This window comes from Mesorhizobium sp. M9A.F.Ca.ET.002.03.1.2 (assembly GCF_003952365.1).
Classification (GTDB): Bacteria; Pseudomonadota; Alphaproteobacteria; order Rhizobiales; family Rhizobiaceae; genus Mesorhizobium.
The window spans coordinates 5,317,668-5,336,336 of the sequence record NZ_CP034443.1 but is presented as its reverse complement, the minus strand read 5'-3'; the positions used below and the strand labels follow the sequence as shown (position 1 = coordinate 5,336,336).

Annotated in this window: 13 protein-coding genes; 4 read left to right on the top strand and 9 right to left on the bottom strand. The window is 63.6% G+C overall.

Going from position 1 to position 18,669, the window contains the following annotated elements:
• Nucleotides 1-131 precede the first annotated feature (131 nt).
• Genes EJ066_RS25835 through EJ066_RS25815 form a run of 5 tightly spaced genes read right to left on the bottom strand, consistent with a single transcriptional unit; the run spans nt 132 to nt 7,759 of the window.
• Nucleotides 132-2,621: an FAD-dependent oxidoreductase gene (locus EJ066_RS25835; protein WP_189644363.1), complete on the bottom strand. Its 2,490-nt coding sequence runs from the start codon at nt 2,619-2,621 to the stop codon at nt 132-134.
• Complete coding sequence (locus EJ066_RS25830) at nt 2,618-3,799, bottom strand: pyridoxal phosphate-dependent aminotransferase (RefSeq protein ID WP_126042775.1); 1,182 nt, start codon at nt 3,797-3,799, stop codon at nt 2,618-2,620. The genes EJ066_RS25835 and EJ066_RS25830 overlap by 4 nt, the downstream gene beginning before the upstream one ends.
• Nucleotides 3,799-4,698 carry a homocysteine S-methyltransferase family protein gene (locus EJ066_RS25825; protein ID WP_126042774.1) on the bottom strand — a complete coding sequence of 300 codons (900 nt, stop codon included), beginning with the start codon at nt 4,696-4,698 and terminating at the stop codon, nt 3,799-3,801. Before EJ066_RS25825 ends, EJ066_RS25830 begins: the two co-directional genes overlap by 1 nt.
• Complete coding sequence (locus EJ066_RS25820) at nt 4,695-7,148, bottom strand: FAD-dependent oxidoreductase (protein ID WP_126042773.1); 2,454 nt, start codon at nt 7,146-7,148, stop codon at nt 4,695-4,697. Before EJ066_RS25820 ends, EJ066_RS25825 begins: the two co-directional genes overlap by 4 nt.
• Nucleotides 7,149-7,168: 20 nt before the next feature.
• On the bottom strand, nt 7,169-7,759 hold the full coding sequence (locus tag EJ066_RS25815) for an XRE family transcriptional regulator (protein ID WP_126042772.1): 591 nt from the start codon (nt 7,757-7,759) through the stop codon (nt 7,169-7,171).
• 203 nt (nt 7,760-7,962) lie between these two features.
• Between EJ066_RS25815 and EJ066_RS25810 the strand changes: the two genes are divergently transcribed.
• The gene (locus EJ066_RS25810) at nt 7,963-8,661 is read left to right on the top strand and encodes a nitroreductase (RefSeq protein WP_126042771.1); all 699 of its coding nucleotides are present in this window, start codon (nt 7,963-7,965) and stop codon (nt 8,659-8,661) included.
• A 37-nt stretch (nt 8,662-8,698) separates the two neighbouring features.
• On the opposite strand, the gene EJ066_RS25805 is transcribed toward EJ066_RS25810, so the two are convergent.
• The 4 genes from EJ066_RS25805 to EJ066_RS25790 all read right to left on the bottom strand — a co-directional run bounded on the left by EJ066_RS25805 (nt 8,699) and on the right by EJ066_RS25790 (nt 13,893).
• Nucleotides 8,699-9,286, bottom strand: coding sequence for a sarcosine oxidase subunit gamma (locus EJ066_RS25805; RefSeq protein ID WP_126042770.1), 588 nt, complete (start codon nt 9,284-9,286; stop codon nt 8,699-8,701).
• Nucleotides 9,279-12,272: a sarcosine oxidase subunit alpha gene (locus EJ066_RS25800; RefSeq protein WP_126042769.1), complete on the bottom strand. Its 2,994-nt coding sequence runs from the start codon at nt 12,270-12,272 to the stop codon at nt 9,279-9,281. Before EJ066_RS25800 ends, EJ066_RS25805 begins: the two co-directional genes overlap by 8 nt.
• Entirely contained in the window at nt 12,269-12,565 is a 297-nt protein-coding gene (locus EJ066_RS25795) for a sarcosine oxidase subunit delta (protein WP_126042768.1), read from the bottom strand. Before EJ066_RS25795 ends, EJ066_RS25800 begins: the two co-directional genes overlap by 4 nt.
• A gap of 68 nt (nt 12,566-12,633) precedes the next feature.
• Complete coding sequence (locus EJ066_RS25790; protein WP_126042767.1) at nt 12,634-13,893, bottom strand: sarcosine oxidase subunit beta; 1,260 nt, start codon at nt 13,891-13,893, stop codon at nt 12,634-12,636.
• Between the two features lie 197 nt (nt 13,894-14,090).
• On the opposite strand from EJ066_RS25790, the gene EJ066_RS25785 reads away from it, so the two are divergent.
• The 3 genes from EJ066_RS25785 to EJ066_RS25775 all read left to right on the top strand — a co-directional run bounded on the left by EJ066_RS25785 (nt 14,091) and on the right by EJ066_RS25775 (nt 18,669).
• On the top strand, nt 14,091-16,580 hold the full coding sequence (locus EJ066_RS25785) for a mechanosensitive ion channel family protein (protein WP_126042766.1): 2,490 nt from the start codon (nt 14,091-14,093) through the stop codon (nt 16,578-16,580).
• 176 nt (nt 16,581-16,756) lie between these two features.
• Nucleotides 16,757-17,020, top strand: a complete 264-nt coding sequence (locus tag EJ066_RS25780; protein ID WP_126042765.1) for a hypothetical protein — start codon at nt 16,757-16,759, stop codon at nt 17,018-17,020.
• A gap of 215 nt (nt 17,021-17,235) precedes the next feature.
• Nucleotides 17,236-18,669, top strand: a complete 1,434-nt coding sequence (locus EJ066_RS25775) for a UbiA family prenyltransferase (protein ID WP_126042764.1) — start codon at nt 17,236-17,238, stop codon at nt 18,667-18,669.

Here is an 18,669-nt window from a genome sequence, read left to right as displayed (position 1 = left end):
TCTCCCCGTTTACGGGGAGAAGATGCCGGCAGGCAGATGAGGGGCGACGCAAACATTACAGAAGCTGGCGCCGCCCCTCATCCGGCCCTTCGGGCCACCTTCTCCCCGTGAACGGGGCGAAGGAAGAAGCCCTACATCCTCACCCGGTCCGCCTTCGGATCGTACATCGGCTTCAGCGACACTTCCGCGGCGAAGCGCTCGCCGGCGATCTCGATCTCGTAGGACGACGACAGCACATCCGCCTCGCTCTCGCCCTGGCACGGCACGTAGCCAAGGCCGACGGCGCCGCCGAGATGGTGGCCGTAATTGCCCGAGGTGATCGGGCCGACGATCTTGCCATCGCGCAGGATCGCCTCATTGTGAAAGAGCAACGGCTCCGGGTCCTTCAGGCGGAACTGGACCAGCCGGCGTGACAGGCCGGCCTCCTTCTTTTTCAGCACCGCATCGCGGCCGAGAAAATTGCCCTTCGCGGTCTTCACAGCAAAACTGAGCCCGGCTTCCAGCACATTGTCCTCGTCGGTGATGTCGTGGCCGAAATGGCGGAAGGCCTTTTCGATGCGGCAGGAATCCAGCGTGTGCAGGCCGCAAAGTTTCAGGCCGACATTCGCGCCGGCCTCGGCGATCGCTTCGAAGACATGGGCTGCCTGGTCAGTCGAGACATAGAGCTCCCAGCCGAGCTCGCCGACATAGGTGACGCGGTGGGCGCGGGCCAGTCCCATGCCGATTTCTACCTCCTGAAACGTCCCGAACGGATTGGTTTCGTTGGAGAAATCGTTCGGGCTCAGCTTCTGAATCAGCTTCCTCGAATCCGGTCCCATCAGGCAGAGCACGGCTTCGGCCGCCGTCACATCGGTGATGACGACGAATTCATCGGCGAGATGTTTTCTTAGCCAAGCGAGGTCGCGCTGCAGCGTGGCGCCCGGCACGACAAGAAAGTAGGCCGTTTCAGACAGACGCGAGACGGTGAGGTCGCTCTCGATGCCGCCGCGCTGGTTGAGCATCTGGGTGTAGACGATCTTGCCCGGCGCCACGTCCATGTCGTTGGCGCAAAGCCTCTGCAGGAAGCGCTGAGCGTCGCGGCCCTCGACGCGGATCTTGCCGAACGAGGTCATGTCGAACAGGCCGACGCCGTTCCGGACCGTCAGATGTTCGTCGCGTTGGTTATCGAACCAGTTCTGCCGCTTCCATGAATAGCGGTATTCGCGCTCCTCGCCGGGCCTAGCGAACCAGTTGGCGCGCTCCCAGCCGGCCACCTCGCCGAACACCGCGCCGCGCGCCTTCAGATGTTCGTGGAGTGGGGAACGTCTTATGTTCCGCGAGGTCGCCATCTGGCGATACGGAAAATGATCGGCGTAGAGCAGGCCGAGCGTCTCGGAGACGCGCTCCTTGAGGTAGCGGCGGTTCTTCTGGAATGGCTGGGCGCGGCGGATATCGACCTCCCAGAGGTCGAAAGGCGCCTCGCCATCGTTGATCCATTGCGCAAGGGCCATGCCGGCGCCGCCGGAGGAAACGATGCCGATCGAATTGTAGCCGGTCGCCATCCAGTAGCCGGAAAACTCCGGCGCCTCGCCGAGATAGTAGCGATCATCAGGCGTAAAACTCTCGGGACCGTTGAAGAAGGTGTGAATGCCGGCACTGGCCAGCATCGGCATACGGTTGACGCCCATTTCGAGAATCGGCTCGAAATGCTCGAAATCCTCGGGCAACTGGTCGAAGCAGAAATCTTCAGGAATGCCGTCCATGCCCCAGGGTTTCGCCACCGGCTCGAAGGCGCCGAGCATCATCTTGCCGGCGTCCTCCTTGTAGTAGGCACATTCGTCCGGCACGCGCAGCACCGGCAGCCGGGAAAGGCCGGGGATCGGCTCGGTGACGAGATAGAAATGCTCGCAGGCGTGCAGCGGGATGGTGACGCCGTTCTGGCGCCCGAGCTCGCGTGCCCACATGCCGGCGCAGTTGACGACGATGTCGGCCTCGATGGTGCCTTGTTCCTCGCCTTGCGCCCAGGATACGCCGGTCACGCGGCCATCCTTGGCGTGGACCTTGGTGACCTTCACGTTCTCGGCGATCGTCGCACCGCGCTGGCGCGCGCCCTTGGCCAGCGCCATGGCGATGTTGGCCGGGTCGCACTGGCCGTCGAGTGGCAGATGCACGGCGCCGACCACATCGGAAACATTCAGATGCGGGTACATCTGCTTGACTTCGCTTGGGGAAATCTCGCGTACATCGATATCGAACGCGCGGGCGAGCGACGCCTGCCTGTAAATCTCGTGCTTGCGCTCCTCGGTCAGCGCCACGGTGATCGAGCCGACCTGGCGCATGCCGGTGCCGACATCGGTCTCGGCCTCCAGCTTGACGTAGAGGTCGGCCGAATATTTCGCCAGCCGCGTCATGTTCTGCGAACCGCGCAACTGGCCGATCAGGCCGGCGGCATGCCAAGTCGTGCCTGATGTCAGCTGCTTGCGTTCGAGCAGCACGATGTCGGTCCAGCCGAGCTCGGCCAGGTGATAGGCGACCGAACAGCCGGAGACGCCGCCGCCAATGATGACGGCCCTTGCCTTGCTGGGAATGGCCTTGGCAGGAATGGCCCTGGTCGGAAGGGTCTTTTGGGGCAGGGCGGTCATGCGGCCTCACGGCGATAGCTGGACGCGAAGCGGCGCAGGCGAAGGGCGGCTTCCAAAAGTACCGCCTCCGGCTGGCAGAGGCTGACGCGGATGTGGCCGGCGGCGGCCTCGCCGAAGCTCGAGCCCGGCATCACGCCGACCTTTTCCTTGTCGAGGAGCGCCCAGGCGAATTTCTCGTCGTCAGGCTCGAGAGCCGATATGTCGAGCATGACATACATGCCGCCTTCGGAGCCGCGCACGGTGACGTCGTTCATGCCGCGCATGGCATCGAGGACGACGGTGCGCCTTGCGGCATAGCGATCGGCAATCTCCTTGACGCCGTAGCCGTTTTCGAGCGCCTCGGCGCAAGCGAGGCTGATGAAGGCCGGCAGGCCGTAGGTCGTCACCAGATTGAGGTTGGTCAGCAGCGAGATCATCTCTTCGGGTCCGGTCAGCCAGCCCATGCGCCAGCCGGTCATGCCGTGGCTCTTGGACATGGAATTGATGATCAGCGTGCGTTCCGCCATGCCGGGCAGCGAACGCGGCGAGATGTGCTCGCCGCCGCCAAGCGTCCAATAGACCTCGTCCGACAACAGCCAGAGGTCATGCTCCCGGCAGATCCGCGCCAGCTCCTCCAGCCGCTCTCGCGAATAGACCGCACCCGTCGGGTTGTTCGGCGTGTTGATGAGGATGGCGCGCGTGTTCGGCCGAAGGGCTGCGCGGATATCGGCAGCCCGCGGCTGAAAACCGTCCTCGGCAGGCGTTTCGACCACAGTGAAATCGGCGCCCGCCGCACTGAACGTGTTGGGATAGGTCGCGTAATAGGGCGCGACCACGATGGCATGGTCGCCCTGGTCGAGAACGGCTTGCACCGCCGCATACAGCGCTGCCTGTCCGCCTGGCGTGGCGATGACCTGGTCGGGGTTGGTGGCAACGCCGGTGCAGAGGGTTGAGGCCGCCGCCATTGCGTTGCGCAGGCGCGGAATGCCCGGCAGGGGGGTGTAGTGGTGATTGCTGGCGCGAACCGCCATCACGCAAGCTTCGATCGTCTGCGCCGGCGTATCGAAATCATGGTCGCCGACCGACAGCACGATGATGTCCTCGCCAGCCTCCCTGCGCGTCCAGGCGGCGAAATGAACCTCCCAGCCGTCCTTGCCGGAAGGCACGATGCCGGAAATGCGCGATGATGGTCTGGGCATTATGCTACTCCCGAAATTTCGTAGCCGGCCTGTTCGAGCCGGTCGCGCAGGGCTGCGATATGGGGTGGTCCGACTTCGCAGCAGCCGCCGACGATGTCGGCGCCGGTCTCGACCCAGCCGACCGCCTGGCCGGCATAGGCATCAGGATCGAGGTCGTGGCGGGCGTGCAGCACGTCCACGGTGCCGCCATGCTTGAGCGCCTCCACCGAGGTGAAGCCGTTGGCATAGGCGCCGACCGGGCCGCCGAGACCGATCATTTCAGGCAGCGCTGCAGCGATCGCTTCGGGCCGGCAGCAATTGATCAACCTGGCTGCAACCGGCAGGCCGTCGAGAGCGCCCGCCGCCGCCGCAATGGCTTCGCCGCTGCGCAGGCGCGGCGTGCCGTGATCGGCGAGCGTCCACGACACCCACACCGGCTTGCCGCTTTCCGACGCCGCGGTAACGGCCGCGCGCGCCTCCTCGGCCGACGCCATGGTCTCGCACAGGAACAGATCGACGCCGGCAGCCTGTTCGGCAACGATGCGGCGATAAATGTCGAGCGTATCCTGGAAGGAAATGGTCAGCGTCGGTGCGTAGCTGCCGAACAGGGGAGACAGGCAGCCCGCGATCGCCGCGTCGCCGGCCTGATCGCGAGCTTGCCTTGCCAGTTCTATGCCGCGCTTTTGCAGCGGCTTGAACAGCTCTTCCGCGCCCTCCCGTGCCAGCCGCTCGGGCGTTGCGGAATAGGTATTGATGGTGATGACGCGGGCACCGGCCCGGATGAATTCCGCATGCAGGTCGCGCACCAGATCAGGCTCGTCGATCAGCACCCTGGCCGACCACAGCGGCGTCGGCTCGGAGCTGCTGCGGCGTACCAGTTCCTGGCCCATGCCACCGTCTGTGAGGATAACGGACTTCATGCACGCAGCCTCTCGTTCTTCGGATCCCACAACGGTTCGTCCTTCTGCACGACCGCCTTGAAGCGCTCGCCGAAGATCTCGACATCGACCGTGGTTCCCGGTTCGGCCAGGTCGGCGCGCAGCATGCCGAGGGCGATCGACTTGTCGATGCGATGACCCCAGCCGCCGGACGTCGTCTCGCCGACGATCCGGTCGTCATGCCAGAGTGTCGACATGTAAGGGGCGTCACAGTCGCCTGGGTTTTCGATGACCAGCGTGACGAAACGCTTCTTCACGCCCTGCTGCTTCTCGTTTTGCAGCGCCGCCTTGCCGCGGAAATCGGGCTTGTCCCATTTGACGAAGCGCTCCAACCCACCCTGCAGGATCGAATAATCGGTCGACAGGTCGCCCTTCCAGGCGCGATAGGCTTTTTCGAGCCGCAGCGAATCGAGCGCGTACATGCCGAACGGCTTCAAGCCATGCTTCTGCCCGGCTGCCCAGACGGCGTCGAAGACGGTAGCGGTGTCGTCAACCTTGGTGTGGATTTCCCAGCCGAGTTCGCCGGCGAAGGACACGCGTACCAACCTTGCCCAACGGCCGGCGATTGTCGTCTCCTGGTGCGTCAGCCAGGGCAGTGCAAGGTCGGCGATGCAGACATCGGCGAGGATTTTTCGCGAATTGGGCCCGGCGAGGATCTGCGTGGAGTATTCCTCGGTCCGGTCGATCAGCGTGAATGAAGCGTTCTTCGGCATGCGCGATTCCAGCCACGCGAAATCATGCCACTGCGCCACGGCGGCGGTGATCAGCGTCATCAAGTTCTCGTCGTGGCGCACGACCGACATTTCGGTAACGATGCGGCCCTCATCGTCGGCAAAATAGACGAGGCCGATGCGGCCGGGTTTCGGCACCAGGCCGGTGACCTGCCGGCTCAGCCATTCGGCAGCACCCGGGCCGTCGAGGTTGAAGCGGGAAAAACCAGGCAGGTCGAGGATGCCGGCAGCGTCGCGCACGGCGAGGCATTCCTCCCGGACGCGATGCTGCCACGGCCCGTCGCGGCGGAAGGTCAAAGTGGCTTCTTCCGAAATGTCGTCGTCGGCTTGCGCGTACCAGGTGGCGCGCTCCCAGCCATTATAGGCGTCGAAGCAGGCGCCGAGCGCCTTGATGCGATCGTGGATCGGCGACAGTTTGCGGTCGCGCCCGGCCGGCCAGGCATGGCGCGGGAACTGGATGGCGTATTCGTTGCCATAGATCTCCATGCCCTTGTCGACGCAGTAATCCGGCGCCGCGGCAAAGGCGGTGAAACGGCGCGGATCGCAGGACCACATGTCCCATTCGGTCTGGCCCTCAGTCACCCATTCGGCCAGCACCTTGCCGGCGCCGCCGCCCTGGGCGATGCCGAAGGTGAAGACGCAGGCCTCGAAGGCGTTCGGCACGCCGGGCATCGGACCGATCAGCGGGTTGCCGTCCGGCGCGTAGGGGATCGGGCCGTTGATGACCTTGGACAGGCCGGCGGTGCCGAGAATCGGCACGCGGGCGACGGCATCGGCCAGATAGTCTTCCAGCCGGTCGAGATCGTCGGGAAACAGCTGGAACGAGAAATCATCCGGCATCGGGTCATTGTGGCCGACCCAATGCGCACGGCAGTTGCGCTCATAGGGGCCGAGATTCATGCCGTTCTTTTCCTGGCGCAGATAGTAGGAGGTGTCGACATCGCGTAGCAGCGGCAGCTTCCTACCCTGTTCCTTGGTCCAGGCGGCGAGTTCGGGGATCTCCTCGAACAGGATGTATTGATGGCTCATCACCATCATCGGTACGTCGCGGCCGAACATCCTGCCGACTTCGGCCGCGCGGTAGCCGGCGGCGTTGACGACGATCTCGCAGCGGATCTCGCCTTGCGCCGTCTCGACCACCCACTCGTCCTTGTCGCGGCGCACGCCGCTGACCGGGCAGAAGCGGATGATCTTCGCACCCATGTCGCGGGCGCCCTTGGCCAGCGCCTGGGTCAACTGCGCCGGGTCGATATCGCCGTCGCTCGGATCGTAGAGCGCGCCTTTCAATTCATGCGTTTCGATGAACGGGTAGCGGCGCTTGATCTCATCGAGCCCGACCACATCGATGTCCATGCCCTGGTAGCGGCCCATGCCCTTGGCGCGCTGGAACTCCTGCATGCGCTCGGCCGTATGGGCGAGCCTGAGCGAGCCGGTGACATGGTAGTTCATGGGATAGCCGACCGCGTCGGCCAGCCCGCGATAGAGCTCCGTCGAATAGCGCTGCATGTTCATCAGCGACCACGAGGAGGAGAAGGTCGGCACGTTGCCGGCGGCATGCCAGGTCGAGCCGGAGGTCAGCTCGTTCTTTTCCAGAAGCAGGCAATCGGTCCAGCCCGCCTTGGCGAGATGATAGAGCGAGGAGGCGCCGACGACACCGCCTCCGATGATCACCACACGTGCCGTGGTCGGCAAACCGGCCATGTTTTTCTCCAGACCTATATTCAGTAGACAGGTGGCGAAACCACCCAGATGACTACCGCCGGCTCCGCGCCAGGATTGCGCCAGCGGAACGGCTTGCCGTCGAAGCGAAAGGAGTCGCCCTCACCAAGCCGGTGCCAGACGCCTGATATCTCGATGTCGAAGCTGCCGGAAGCGACATAGCCGGCTTCCTCCGTCGGCCGGCGCGCCTCGGTCTTCATCTCCGCACCCGGCGCGAAGACCGAACGCAGCATCTCGAAGCTACCGCCGAGATCGGGCGACAGAAGCTCCTCCACCAGGCCGGAATCGCTTGTGCCAAGCGTTCGGCGGCTGCCGGCGCGCACGACCACGCCGCGCTCGTTCTCGACCGGCACGTCATGGCTGAAGAACAGGCTGACCGGCACGCCGAACAATTCCGCGAAGGCCCTGAGATCACCGAGCGACGGTATCGACAGACCGCGCTCGACCTGACTGACCCAGCCGACGGAGCGGCCGAGCTTCAGGCCGATCTCGGCAAGCGTCAGTCCGCGCGCCCTGCGCAGCGCCCTGATGTCGCCGGCCAGCAGTCGGTCGACGTTTTCCCGTTCCGATCTGACGGCTAGAGGCAAAGCCATTTCCTTTATGAAAAATATTAGCCGATTTTCACGAGAGCCCACCTCTGTGAAAAAATCAAGTTGATTTTCATGGATCACAAGATTTGCTTGCGCCATTTTGACGGTTCATGCAAAGGCTCGGCCGCGAACGGCGAGGGGGGCGTCCGGTCGAGATCCCCGATAGAGCGATTCCGGTTTCCGGGGTCATGCGCTAAGGACGGCCCATGCTGGAAAACAACACGCGGATTGCCAAGGCGATCGTCGACGAGGCGATCACGTCGCGCCGTTCGGTGCGCGCCTTTCTGCCCGACATGGTCGACGATGAGACGATCCGTGCCATTCTCTCCGTTGCGGCGCGTGCACCTTCGGGCACCAACATGCAGCCCTGGCGGGTCTACGTGACCAAGGGCGAGGTCAAGCAGCGGATCACCGACGCAATCTTGAGTTCCGGTATCCGCGCCGAAAAGGCCGATTGGGACGAGTATCGCTACTACCCGGACCAATTCTTCGAACCGTATCTCAGCCGCCGGCGGGCCAACGGCTTCGGCCTCTACGGCGTCCTCGGCATCGGCCGGCGCGAGGTGGACAGGATGCGCGCGCAGCACGACCGCAACTTCGTTTTCTTCGACGCGCCGGTCGGCATGATCTTCACCATCGACCGGCGGCTGAACAAGGGCTCGTGGATCGACTACGGCATGTTCCTGCAGAATATCATGGTGGCGGCACGGGGCAGGGGCCTGCACACCTGTCCGCAGGCCGCCTTTGCGCCCTATCACCGGCAAATCAGGCCAGTGCTCAACATTCCCGACGAGGAGATCGTCGTCTGCGGCATGGCGCTCGGCCATGAGGACACGTCGAAGCCTGAAAATGAATTCCGCACCGACCGCGCGCCGCTGGAAGAGTGGGTTACCTTCACCAAGTGAGGTGACGCCAAGTGAGGTGACGATGCGCCGCCTCGGTCTACTGCACTTCGTAGCCGACTTCCTCGCTGGCGTGACAGAGCGCCTTCCAGAACGAGCGCGCAAATGAGCGGAACACGTAGATGTCGAACTGGTCGGCGCCGGTGCGCTGGATCTGCGCGAAGACGTCGTGATGCACGGTCGAGCGACCGGCACCGACCGGGAAGGCCGGCAGCGCGAAGTCGATGGCGAAGAATTTCGCCAGCACCCATTCGGCCTTCGGTCCGGCGATGCGGATCGCGGTGCGGCCGTGCGACAGGTCGGTCACCGTGCCGATGGCCGGGGTAACGACGTTGGCAAAGGCCGGCACCAGGCCCTCGGCCTCGTCGACCACGGTGAATTTTCCCGGCGCGAAGCCGAACACCGACCTTACGCCGTCGGTGCTGCCGGCGCCGGCGCCATCGGGCAGGGCAAGGCCGGTAACGGTGCGGATAGCGGCGATCAGCTTCTTCTCCTGGCCCGGCCAGGCAGCGAGCTGCAGGATCGATCCCGGCCTGGTTTCGGAGAGGATGACGTCGATGCCGTGCTCAAAATCGCCGTGCGAGCCGGTGCGCAATTCCAGCTCAAGCGGTGATTGACGCTCAACCATGCATGCGGCTCCCGTCCGGATCGAAGAAGTGATTGGAGACGATCTCGACCGGGCCGAACCGGCCGCGCAGGGGATCGGAGATATGGGCGCGCCTGCCAAGCCGTGCCTTACCGTCCTTGACCAAAGCGAGCGCGATGTATTTGCCGAGCGCCGGTGAATAGCAGCAAGCGGTGATGTGGCCGATGGAATCGTGCGGGTTGGCTTCGTCAAGCGTCTCGACGATGTGAGCGCCGCCGTTGAGCGGCTGGTTGTCCAGCGAAATCAAACCGACGAGTTCCAGGCGGTCGGGCGCTATCAGCCCCTCGCGATCCATCATCGCCGAACCGATGAAGGGCTTTTTCTTGGACAGCATCCAGTCGAGATGCAGGTCGCGTGCCGTGGTGCGGCCGTCGATCTCGGCGCCGGTGACGTGGCCTTTCTCGATGCGCATCGTGCCCAGCGCCTCAAGCCCGTAAGTCACCAATCCGAACGGCTTGCCGGCTTCGATCAACGCTTCCCAGACATGGGTGCCGTATCCGGCCCCGGAGTAAACTTCGAAGGCCATTTCGCCGGAGAAGGACAGCCGGCAGATCATCACTGGCACGCCTGATATCTTGCCGCGCACGATACCCATGAAGGGCAGGGTGGCGTTATCGACGGCAGTGCCGGTGACGCAAGCGGCAAGAATTGCCCTGGCCTTCGGCCCACCGATCGCCGCTCCCGCCCATTCGTCGGTCACCGAGGTGACATGGACCTTCAGCTCCGGCCAGACGACGTCGAGGAAATATTCCAGATGCTGCATCACCTTGCCGGCATTGGCGGTGGTGGTGGTCATCAAAAAGTCCTGTTCGGCGAGCCGCCATGTCGTGCCGTCGTCGAAGGCGAAGCCGTCCTCGCGCAGCATCAGCCCGTAGCGAGCCTTGCCGACGGCCAGCGTCGAGAACATGTTGGTGTAGACCCGGTCGAGGAATTCCGCCGCGTCCGGACCCTGTACGGCGATCTTGCCCAGCGTCGAGACATCGACGATGCCTGCGCTCTCTCGGGTTGCCTTGGCTTCGCGCACATAGGCCTGCTCGATCGTTTCGCCTGAAAGCCCGTAGATCATCGGGCGATACCAGAGGCCGGCCGAGTACATGGTCGCACCGTTGGCGACGTGCCAGTCATGCATCGGCGTCAGCCGTTCGGGCTTCAGGTCGCCGAAACGCTCCGCGGCCAGCGAGCCGATCGACACCGCCGAAAAAGGCGGGCGAAAGCGCGTCGTGCCGACCTTCGGGATCGGCTTGCCCAATGCTTCGGCCATGATGGCGAGGCCGGGTATGTTGGAGCTCTTGCCCTGGTCGGTCGCCATGCCGAGCGTGGTGTAGCGCTTCAGGTGCTCGACCGAAACGAAGCCTTCGCGATGCGCCAGCCGAACATCCTCCGCCGTCACGTCGTGCTGGAAATCGACGAAGCTTTTTCCATTGGCCTTGATCTCGAACACCGGCGCCGGATCGGGATCGCCGGGTGCGGCTTCCACGGCGGGCAAGGCTACCGGCGCGCCCGTTCCGCCCGCTGCGGCAAGGCCGGCGGCGCGGCCTTCGGCGATTGCCTCGGCGGTGGAAAAGCTGCCGGTGAAGGCGCCGGCGCCAATCCATTGCTGTGTTGGCTTCGGCGGCAGGAAGGCCTGTCTTGCAGCATTCCACTGCGCGTTGGCGCCGGCCTGGCTGGCCAGATGGATGGTCGGCGACCAGCCTCCCGACATCAGCAGGCAGTCGGCTTGAATGCTGCGCGCGTCGCCTGTCAGCGCGCCATTGGCCATGTCGAAGCGCTGCACCTTGATGCCGGACAGCGCCTTGCCGCCTTCGGTGGCAACCACTGCGTGACCGGAGAGGCTCTTGGCCTCTGCTTCTTCGGCGAGCTTGTGCGTCTCGCTCGAAAGCTCCGGCCGCACGTCGACGATGGCGACGATCGCCGCGCCGGCCTTCTTCAGCGCAAGCGCTGCCCGATAGGCGCTGTCATTGTTGGTGAAGAGCGCGATCCTGCTGCCCGGCAGCACGCCATACTCATTGGCATAGCGCTCGGCGGCATGCGCCAGCATCACGCCTGGCCGGTCGTTGCCCGGAAACACCAGCGGCCGCTCGAAGGAGCCGGTGGCCAGCACCACCGATTTGGCGCGGATTGCCCAATAGCGATGGCGCGGTTCGCCTTTGCCGGGCCTCTCCTTGTGGTCGGTAACACGTTCGAGCGCAGCGAGCGTGTTGCCGTCGTAATAGCCCCAGACCGTGGTGCGCGGCAGCAGCCGGACGTTGTCATAGCCTTCGAGCTGGCCGGCGGTTCGAGCCGCCCAATCGGCGGCCGGCATGCCGTCGATCGTCTCGCCCGACCAGTTGGCCGAGCCGCCAAAATGCGGTTCGAGCTCGCTGAGGATGACACGGGCGCCCTGATCGGCGGCGGCTTTGGCGGCCATCAGCCCGGCCGGGCCGGAGCCGACCACCAGCACATCGCAGAAAGCGTTCATGCGCTCATAGCGCGCCGTATCGGCAGCGATCCCGGCGCGGCCAAGGCCGGCGGCGCGGCGGATGAAATGCTCGCAGAACATCCAGAAACGCGTGCCCTTCAGCGGGCCGATCACGGGTCCCATGAAGGTCTTGTAATAGAAGCCGGCGGACAGAAGCTTGCCGCCGAGCTGGTTGGCGGCGCTGACATCCCAGGACAGCGATGGAAAGCGGTTCTGGCTGACGGCGGTCAGCCCGTCATAGATCTCGATCATAGTGGCGGCGATGTTGGGCTCGCGAACCTCGCCCCGCAACACCGTCACCAAGGCATTCGGCTCCTCGACGCCTGATGTCAGCACGCCTCGCGGACGGTGATATTTGAACGAGCGCCCGAACAGGGTGACGCCATTGGCCAGCAGCGCTGAGGCAAGCGTGTCGCCGGCATGGCCGGTGTAGGGCGCGCCGTCGAAGGTGAACCGAATGGTTCGCAGCCGGTCGATCCGGCCGCCGGTATCGATGCGGCGCGGGCTCACGACTTGCCCTCCGCCTTGTGGCGCATAGCGGCTTTGTGGTCGCCGCGCGCGAAGGCGACGCTGGAGATCTCGTGTGTCAGCGTGTTGCGCACGACCCTGAGATGGACGCGGCAACCGCCGGAATGCTGCCAGATCTCGTTGTGGTCACCTGCCGGGTTCAGCCGGTCGTAGACGTAGGCGTTCCAGGCGTCGAGGTCCTGCGAGGCAGGTTGAGGGCGCTGGCGGTTGCCATCGCCCTGATAGGTGAACTCGATGACGTCGCGCGGGCCGCAATAGGGGCAGGTGATCAGCATGGGATTGTGTCTTTTTGTTTGACCATGATCTTGTCCGAAAACCGGTTTCCACTTTTAGGGATCATGGTCTAATGCAGCCGCGGCGTCGCGCCCTGGCCCTTGTCGTCGATCACCAGGCCGCGATGGAAGCGATCGAGCGTGAAGGGCGCGTTGAAGTCGTGCGGCTCATCCTTGGCGATGGTCCAGGCAAAGCACCAGCCGGAGGCCGGCGTCGCCTTGAAGCCGCCGTAGCACCAGCCGCAGTTGAGATACATGCCCGGCAGCGGGCCGGTGGTGATGATCGGCGAACCGTCCATCGACATATCGCAGACGCCGCCCCAGGAGCGCAGCATGCGGACGCGGGCGAGACCTGGAAACAGCGCCAGCATCTCGCTCATCACTTCGTCGACAATAGGCAAACTGCCGCGCTGGGCGTAGCTGTTGTAGCCGTCGAGGTCGCCGCCATAGACGAGGCCGCCCTTGTCGGATTGCGACATGTAGAAATGGCCCATGCCGAAGGTGAGGACGGTATCGACGAACGGCTTCAGCGATTCCGTCACGAAGGCTTGCAGCACATGGCTCTCGATCGGCATCGTCTCGATGCCGGCAAGCTGCATGACGCGTCCGGTGCTGCCGGCCACCGCGACCGCCACCTTCTTGGCGTGGATATCGCCGCGCGAGGTCGACACGCCGGTGACACGGTCGCCATCGCGCAGGAAGCCGGTGACCTCGCAATTCTCGATGATGTCGACGCCGCGACGGTCGGCGCCGCGCGCATAGCCCCAGGCGACGGCATCGTGACGGGCGGTGCCGGCGCGAGGTTGCATAAGTCCGCCGACGATCGGGAAGCGCGCCGTGCCTGATACGTCCAGCGCCGGCACCAGACGTGCGATCTCAGCAGTGGTCATCAGCTCGGCGTCGACACCGAGATGACGCATGGCGTTGCCGCGCCGCGCAAGATCGTCGAGCTGGGCAGGCGTGTGCGCCAGGTTCAGGCAGCCGCGCTGCGAGAACATGACGTTGTAGTTGAGGTCGTGCGAAAGATTCTCCCACAGCTTCATCGAATGTTCGTAGAAGCGCGTGTTGGCAGGCAGCAGGTAGTTGGAGCGGACAGCCGTCGTGTTGCGGCCGACATTACCTGAACCGAGCCAGCCCTTTTCCAGCACCGCGACATTGGTGATGCCGTGCTCCTTGGCGAGATAATAGGCGGTCGACAGGCCATGGCCGCCACCGCCGATGACGATCACGTCATAGGACGCCTTCGGGTCCGGCTTGCGCCAGGCCGGCTTCCAGTCCTTGTTACCGGTCAGTGCATTTTTGAGAAGCGAAAAGGCCGAATATTCCGCCATTCTTTTTGTCATCCGTTTTGGGCGATGCGGCACACTATAGAGCAGGCCTCCGCCGCAAAGCCAATATTGCGCCATCGCTTTTCGACTGGCCGACTCCGAAAGGACCGGCGCAATGGGATGGCTTGCTCCGTGGTATGAGCGTCTTTATCAAGGACGAGCTTTAGAACACCTTGCCGTCCGTGAGTCGCCAGACAATCATGCTTTTCCGACTGCTCCGCCTAGTCCTGATCCTTGCGCTTATCGTCTCGGCGCCGCAGTCGCTGGACGTGGTGGCGCAGGAGCTTGGCCAGGCTCCCTCCGAGCTGATCGCCGACCAGCAGAAAATCCTGCAGGACCTGACGACAAAGACCGACAATTTCGAAAAGAAAATCCAAGAGGACGGCGAAGACGACGCCAGCCTCGTCGATATCCGCCTGCAGCTCGAGGAAATGTCGCGAGGTGCGCTGAACAGCGCGCTTGCCTTCCGCCCGCGCCTTACGGAGATCAACGCAAGGCTCGAGCAGCTCGGGGCGCCGCCGGCCGAGGGCCAGCCGCCCGAGCCCGACATCGTGACCAGTGAACGTCAGGCGCTGGCGTCCGAAAAGGCCGAGATCAATGCGGTCATCGCCGCGGCGCAAAACCTGTCAATCCGTATCAGCGGCCTCATTGACAAGATCGCTAATGTGCGCAGCGAGCTATTTCGCAACCTGCTCACCAAGCGCTACGTGCTGTCCGATGCACTAAGCCCTGAGGTCATTTCCGATGCCAACGATGAATTTACCGGCTTCTACAAGGCGGTGTCATCATGGCTGACCTTCGTCTTCAAGTTCAAGTTCCAGGCCGTGCTGGCCGCGACCTTGACGGCACTTTCATTGGCGGCCGTGCTTTTTATCGGTGGGCGGCGCCTGTTCGGGCGTGTGTTCGAAGCGGACCCTTCCGTCGAAGATCCTTCCTATCTCAGCCGGCTGTCGGTGGCGTTCTGGTCGACATTGCTGCCGACGCTGGCGGTGGGCGTTTTCCTGGTCTCGACCGTTTTCTTTTTCAATTATTACAATGTGTTGCGCGGCGATATTGGCGTTTTCCTGAATGCGCTGGTCGGGGTTCTCGCGGTGGTGTTCTGCGTCAACCGGCTGACCAATGCGGCGCTGGAGCCACGACTGCCGAACTGGCGCCTGATACCGGTTGAAACCGAGCCGGCGCGCTGGCTGGTGCGGTTGACGACCGCCATGGCGGTCGTCATCGGCATCAACAATTTCCTGTCGGTCGTCAACGACAAGATGGGCTCGCCGCTGTCGCTGACCATCGCCAGAAGTTTTGTCGCCACCATCATCGTCGGCGTCATCCTGATCCTGATGGGGCTGCTGAAACCGTTCAAGACTGCCGACGGGACCTGGCGTCCTTGGCCGGCGTGGTTGCGCTACATCGCCGTCGCGCTCGGCCTCTCCACCATCGCCGCGGCGCTGCTCGGCTATATCGGCCTTGCCATCTTTGTCTCCCTGCAGGTCGTGGTCACCGGCACCATTCTGGTCACCGCCTATATCGGCTTCCTGTCGGCGCGGGCGATCGGCGAGGAAGGCGGTTTCGCCAACACGTCGATCGGGCGCTGGCTATCGGCCCATTCCAGTTACGAGGAGTCCGCACTCGACCAGCTCGGCCTGGTCGTCAGCGTCGCCATCAACCTGATGATCGTACTGGTGTTCCTGCCGCTGATCCTGTTGACCTGGGGCTTTCAGCCCGGCGACATCGAGGCCTGGGGCTACAAGCTGGCGACGGGCCTCACCATCGGCTCGGTGACGATCTCGGTGACCGGCATCCTGACCGGCATCGTTGTCTTCATCATCGGCTACTTCCTGACGCGCTGGTTCCAGGGCTGGCTCGACGGCTCGGTGATGGCGCGTGGCAAGGTCGATACCGGCGTGCGCAACTCGATCAGGCTGGCGGTCGGTTATGCCGGCGTCGCGCTCGCAGCACTCGTCGGCATTTCGGCGGCGGGCATCGATCTCTCCAACCTGGCGCTTGTCGCCGGCGCCCTGTCCCTCGGTATCGGCTTTGGCCTGCAGAATGTCGTCTCCAACTTCGTCTCCGGTCTGATCCTTTTGGCCGAGCGGCCGTTCAAGGTCGGCGACTGGATCGTCGCTGGTGACATCAGCGGCACGGTCAAGAAGATCAGTGTGCGCGCCACCGAGATCGAGACGTTCCAGCGGCAGTCGGTGATCCTGCCCAATTCAAACCTGATCAATAATGCCGTCGGCAACTGGACGCACCGCAACAAACTCGGTCGCATCGACGTCAAGGTCGGCGTCGCCTATGGCAGCGACGTCAAGCAGGTCCATGCTGTCCTTTTGGAGATCGCGCGCGGCCATCCGCTGGTGCTGAAAAATCCGGAACCCTTCGTGCTGTTCACCAATTTCGGGCCAGCCGCTCTGGAATTCGAAATCCGTGTGTTCCTGGCCGACGTGATGAACGGCAACATCGTGCAGAACGACATCCGGTTTGCCGTCCTCGATCTGTTTGCCGACCAGCATATCGAAATTCCATCGGCGCCGCGCGCCGTCGTCGAGACCAAGAAGCATGAGGCGTGGCCGATCGACGACGACAAGATCGAGGCTGATTTCGCCGAGCAGGAGCGCGCGGCCGCTGAAGCTGCGGCCGAGACGAAACGCCTGGCCAAATCAGGGCGAAAGACCCGCAAGCCGGATCCCGATTAGGCCCTGTCGAGCTTCAGGTGATGCCGGCCCGGCCCGGCTCTCGACACAGCGAAAGCAATTGCGGCATGAATGCGGCATTCAGTTGCCGTTCAGCTTCCATGTCATATAAGCTCACATGCAAAGGGCGAGAATGCCTTGCGAAATGCAACAGAGGCGGTGGAAACACCGATATTGCAATGTGGAAGTCTCTCGTCGCCGCCATCGCTCTTCTTGCCGTGGACGGTTCGGCCTTCGCCGCCAGCGCGGTCAACAAGGACGCCGAGACCCGCACGCTGGTCGTGACCGAAGGCGGTGGCAAGACGGAGTTGGCGCTGGCCGCCGGCGAAACCGCGGAATTTTGCCCGAACGGGTGTTTCGTTACCATGCCGAATGGCGACCTCGAGGCGCTGACTGGTTCGGAGACGATCGAAATCTCGGGTGGCGTCGCCCGCATCAAATAACCCGCATCAAGCAACGTTGACGTGTCGTTTTTCGAGGCCGGGCAAATGCCCGGCCTTTTATCGTTTTGGGTCATCCAACCTTAACGATGAAGAAGGAAATACCGTCACGCTGACCAGGCCAGGCTGGGCGTTTTAACGTTCGCTGCGCTGTTCCCCGTTATATCGGGCCGAAGACGCCGAGGCACGGCGCGGCGGGTTTAAGCAGGGCAAAGAAAATGGACGTGCGGTCGGACAGGAACGCAATCCCGCTTGCGGTCGATCTCGACGGCACGCTGATCGCGACGGACCTGTTGTGGGAAGGGCTGTTCGTCCTTCTCAAGAAGAATCCGCTCTACATTTTCCTCGTGCCGTTCTGGTTTGCTGGCGGGCCGGCGCGGTTGAAGCAGGCCATCGCCCAGCGCGTCGACATCGATCCCGCATCGCTGCCTTACCGCGAGGCGCTGCTTCAGCGCCTTCGCACCGAACACGGCGAGGGCCGCCAGATCGTGCTGGCAACCGGCACGCCGCGTAAATTCGCCGAGGCGATCGCCGCGCATCTCGGTATCTTCGATCGCGTCCTGGCGACCGATGGTCCCCACAACATGACTTCAGGCAGAAAGCGCGCTTCGCTTGTCGCCGCCTATGGTGATGGTGGCTTCGACTATGCCGGCAACAGCCGGCACGACCTTAGGGTATTCGACGCCGCACGCACGGCAATCGTTGTCGCGCCTGACCGCTCCGCCGCGCGCTGGCAGGCCGCGCATGGTGCCGAGATGATGCCGGCACCGAAGCCGACATTCAGAACCATCGTCAAGATGCTGCGCGTTCATCAATGGCTGAAGAACTCGCTCATCGCGGTGCCGATGGTGCTGTCGCACGAATACTTCAACGCCGACATGATCTGGAAATGCCTGCTGGCATTCGCCTCGTTCAGCGCGGTGGCTTCGGCCATCTACATCCTCAACGATTTCTTCGATCTCGCGCTCGACCGCAAACACCTGACCAAGCGCAACCGGCCATTCGCCAGCGGCGCCCTGTCGATCCCTTTCGGCCTGGGTTCGATGGTGGTGCTGGTTGCAACAGGTGCTGGCGCAGGGCTTCTGCTGCCGATCGAATTCCTCGGCGTGCTCTTCGGCTACATGATCATCACCACCGCCTATTCGCTGTCGTTCAAGCGCATGCTCCTGATCGACGTGCTGACGCTGGCCGGTCTCTACACGATCCGCGTTCTGGCGGGCGCCGCGGCGACCGGCGTCGACGTTTCGTTCTGGCTGCTGGCCTTCTCGATCTTCTTTTTCCTGTCGCTGGCGCTGGTGAAGCGTTTTGTCGAGTTGCGCACGACCGCCATTCCCGCGGGCGAGCGCATCGCCGGCCGCGGCTACCGCACTGAAGACCAGGAGATTGTCGCCCAGGCGGGCATGGCCTCGGCCTTCTCCTCGGCATTGGTGCTGGCTCTCTATATGGACAGCGTTGCGGTGCGCGAACTTTATCCGCACCCCTGGCTGGTCTGGCCGCTGGCCCCGATCGTGCTTTACCTGACCATGCGCGTCTGGATACTCGCCCGCCGCGACGAGATGCACGACGACCCGGTCGTCTTCATCATTCGCGACTGGCGCAGCCAGATCGTTGTGCTCATCGGCGCCGTGTTTCTGGTCGCCGGAGGCTGGTAG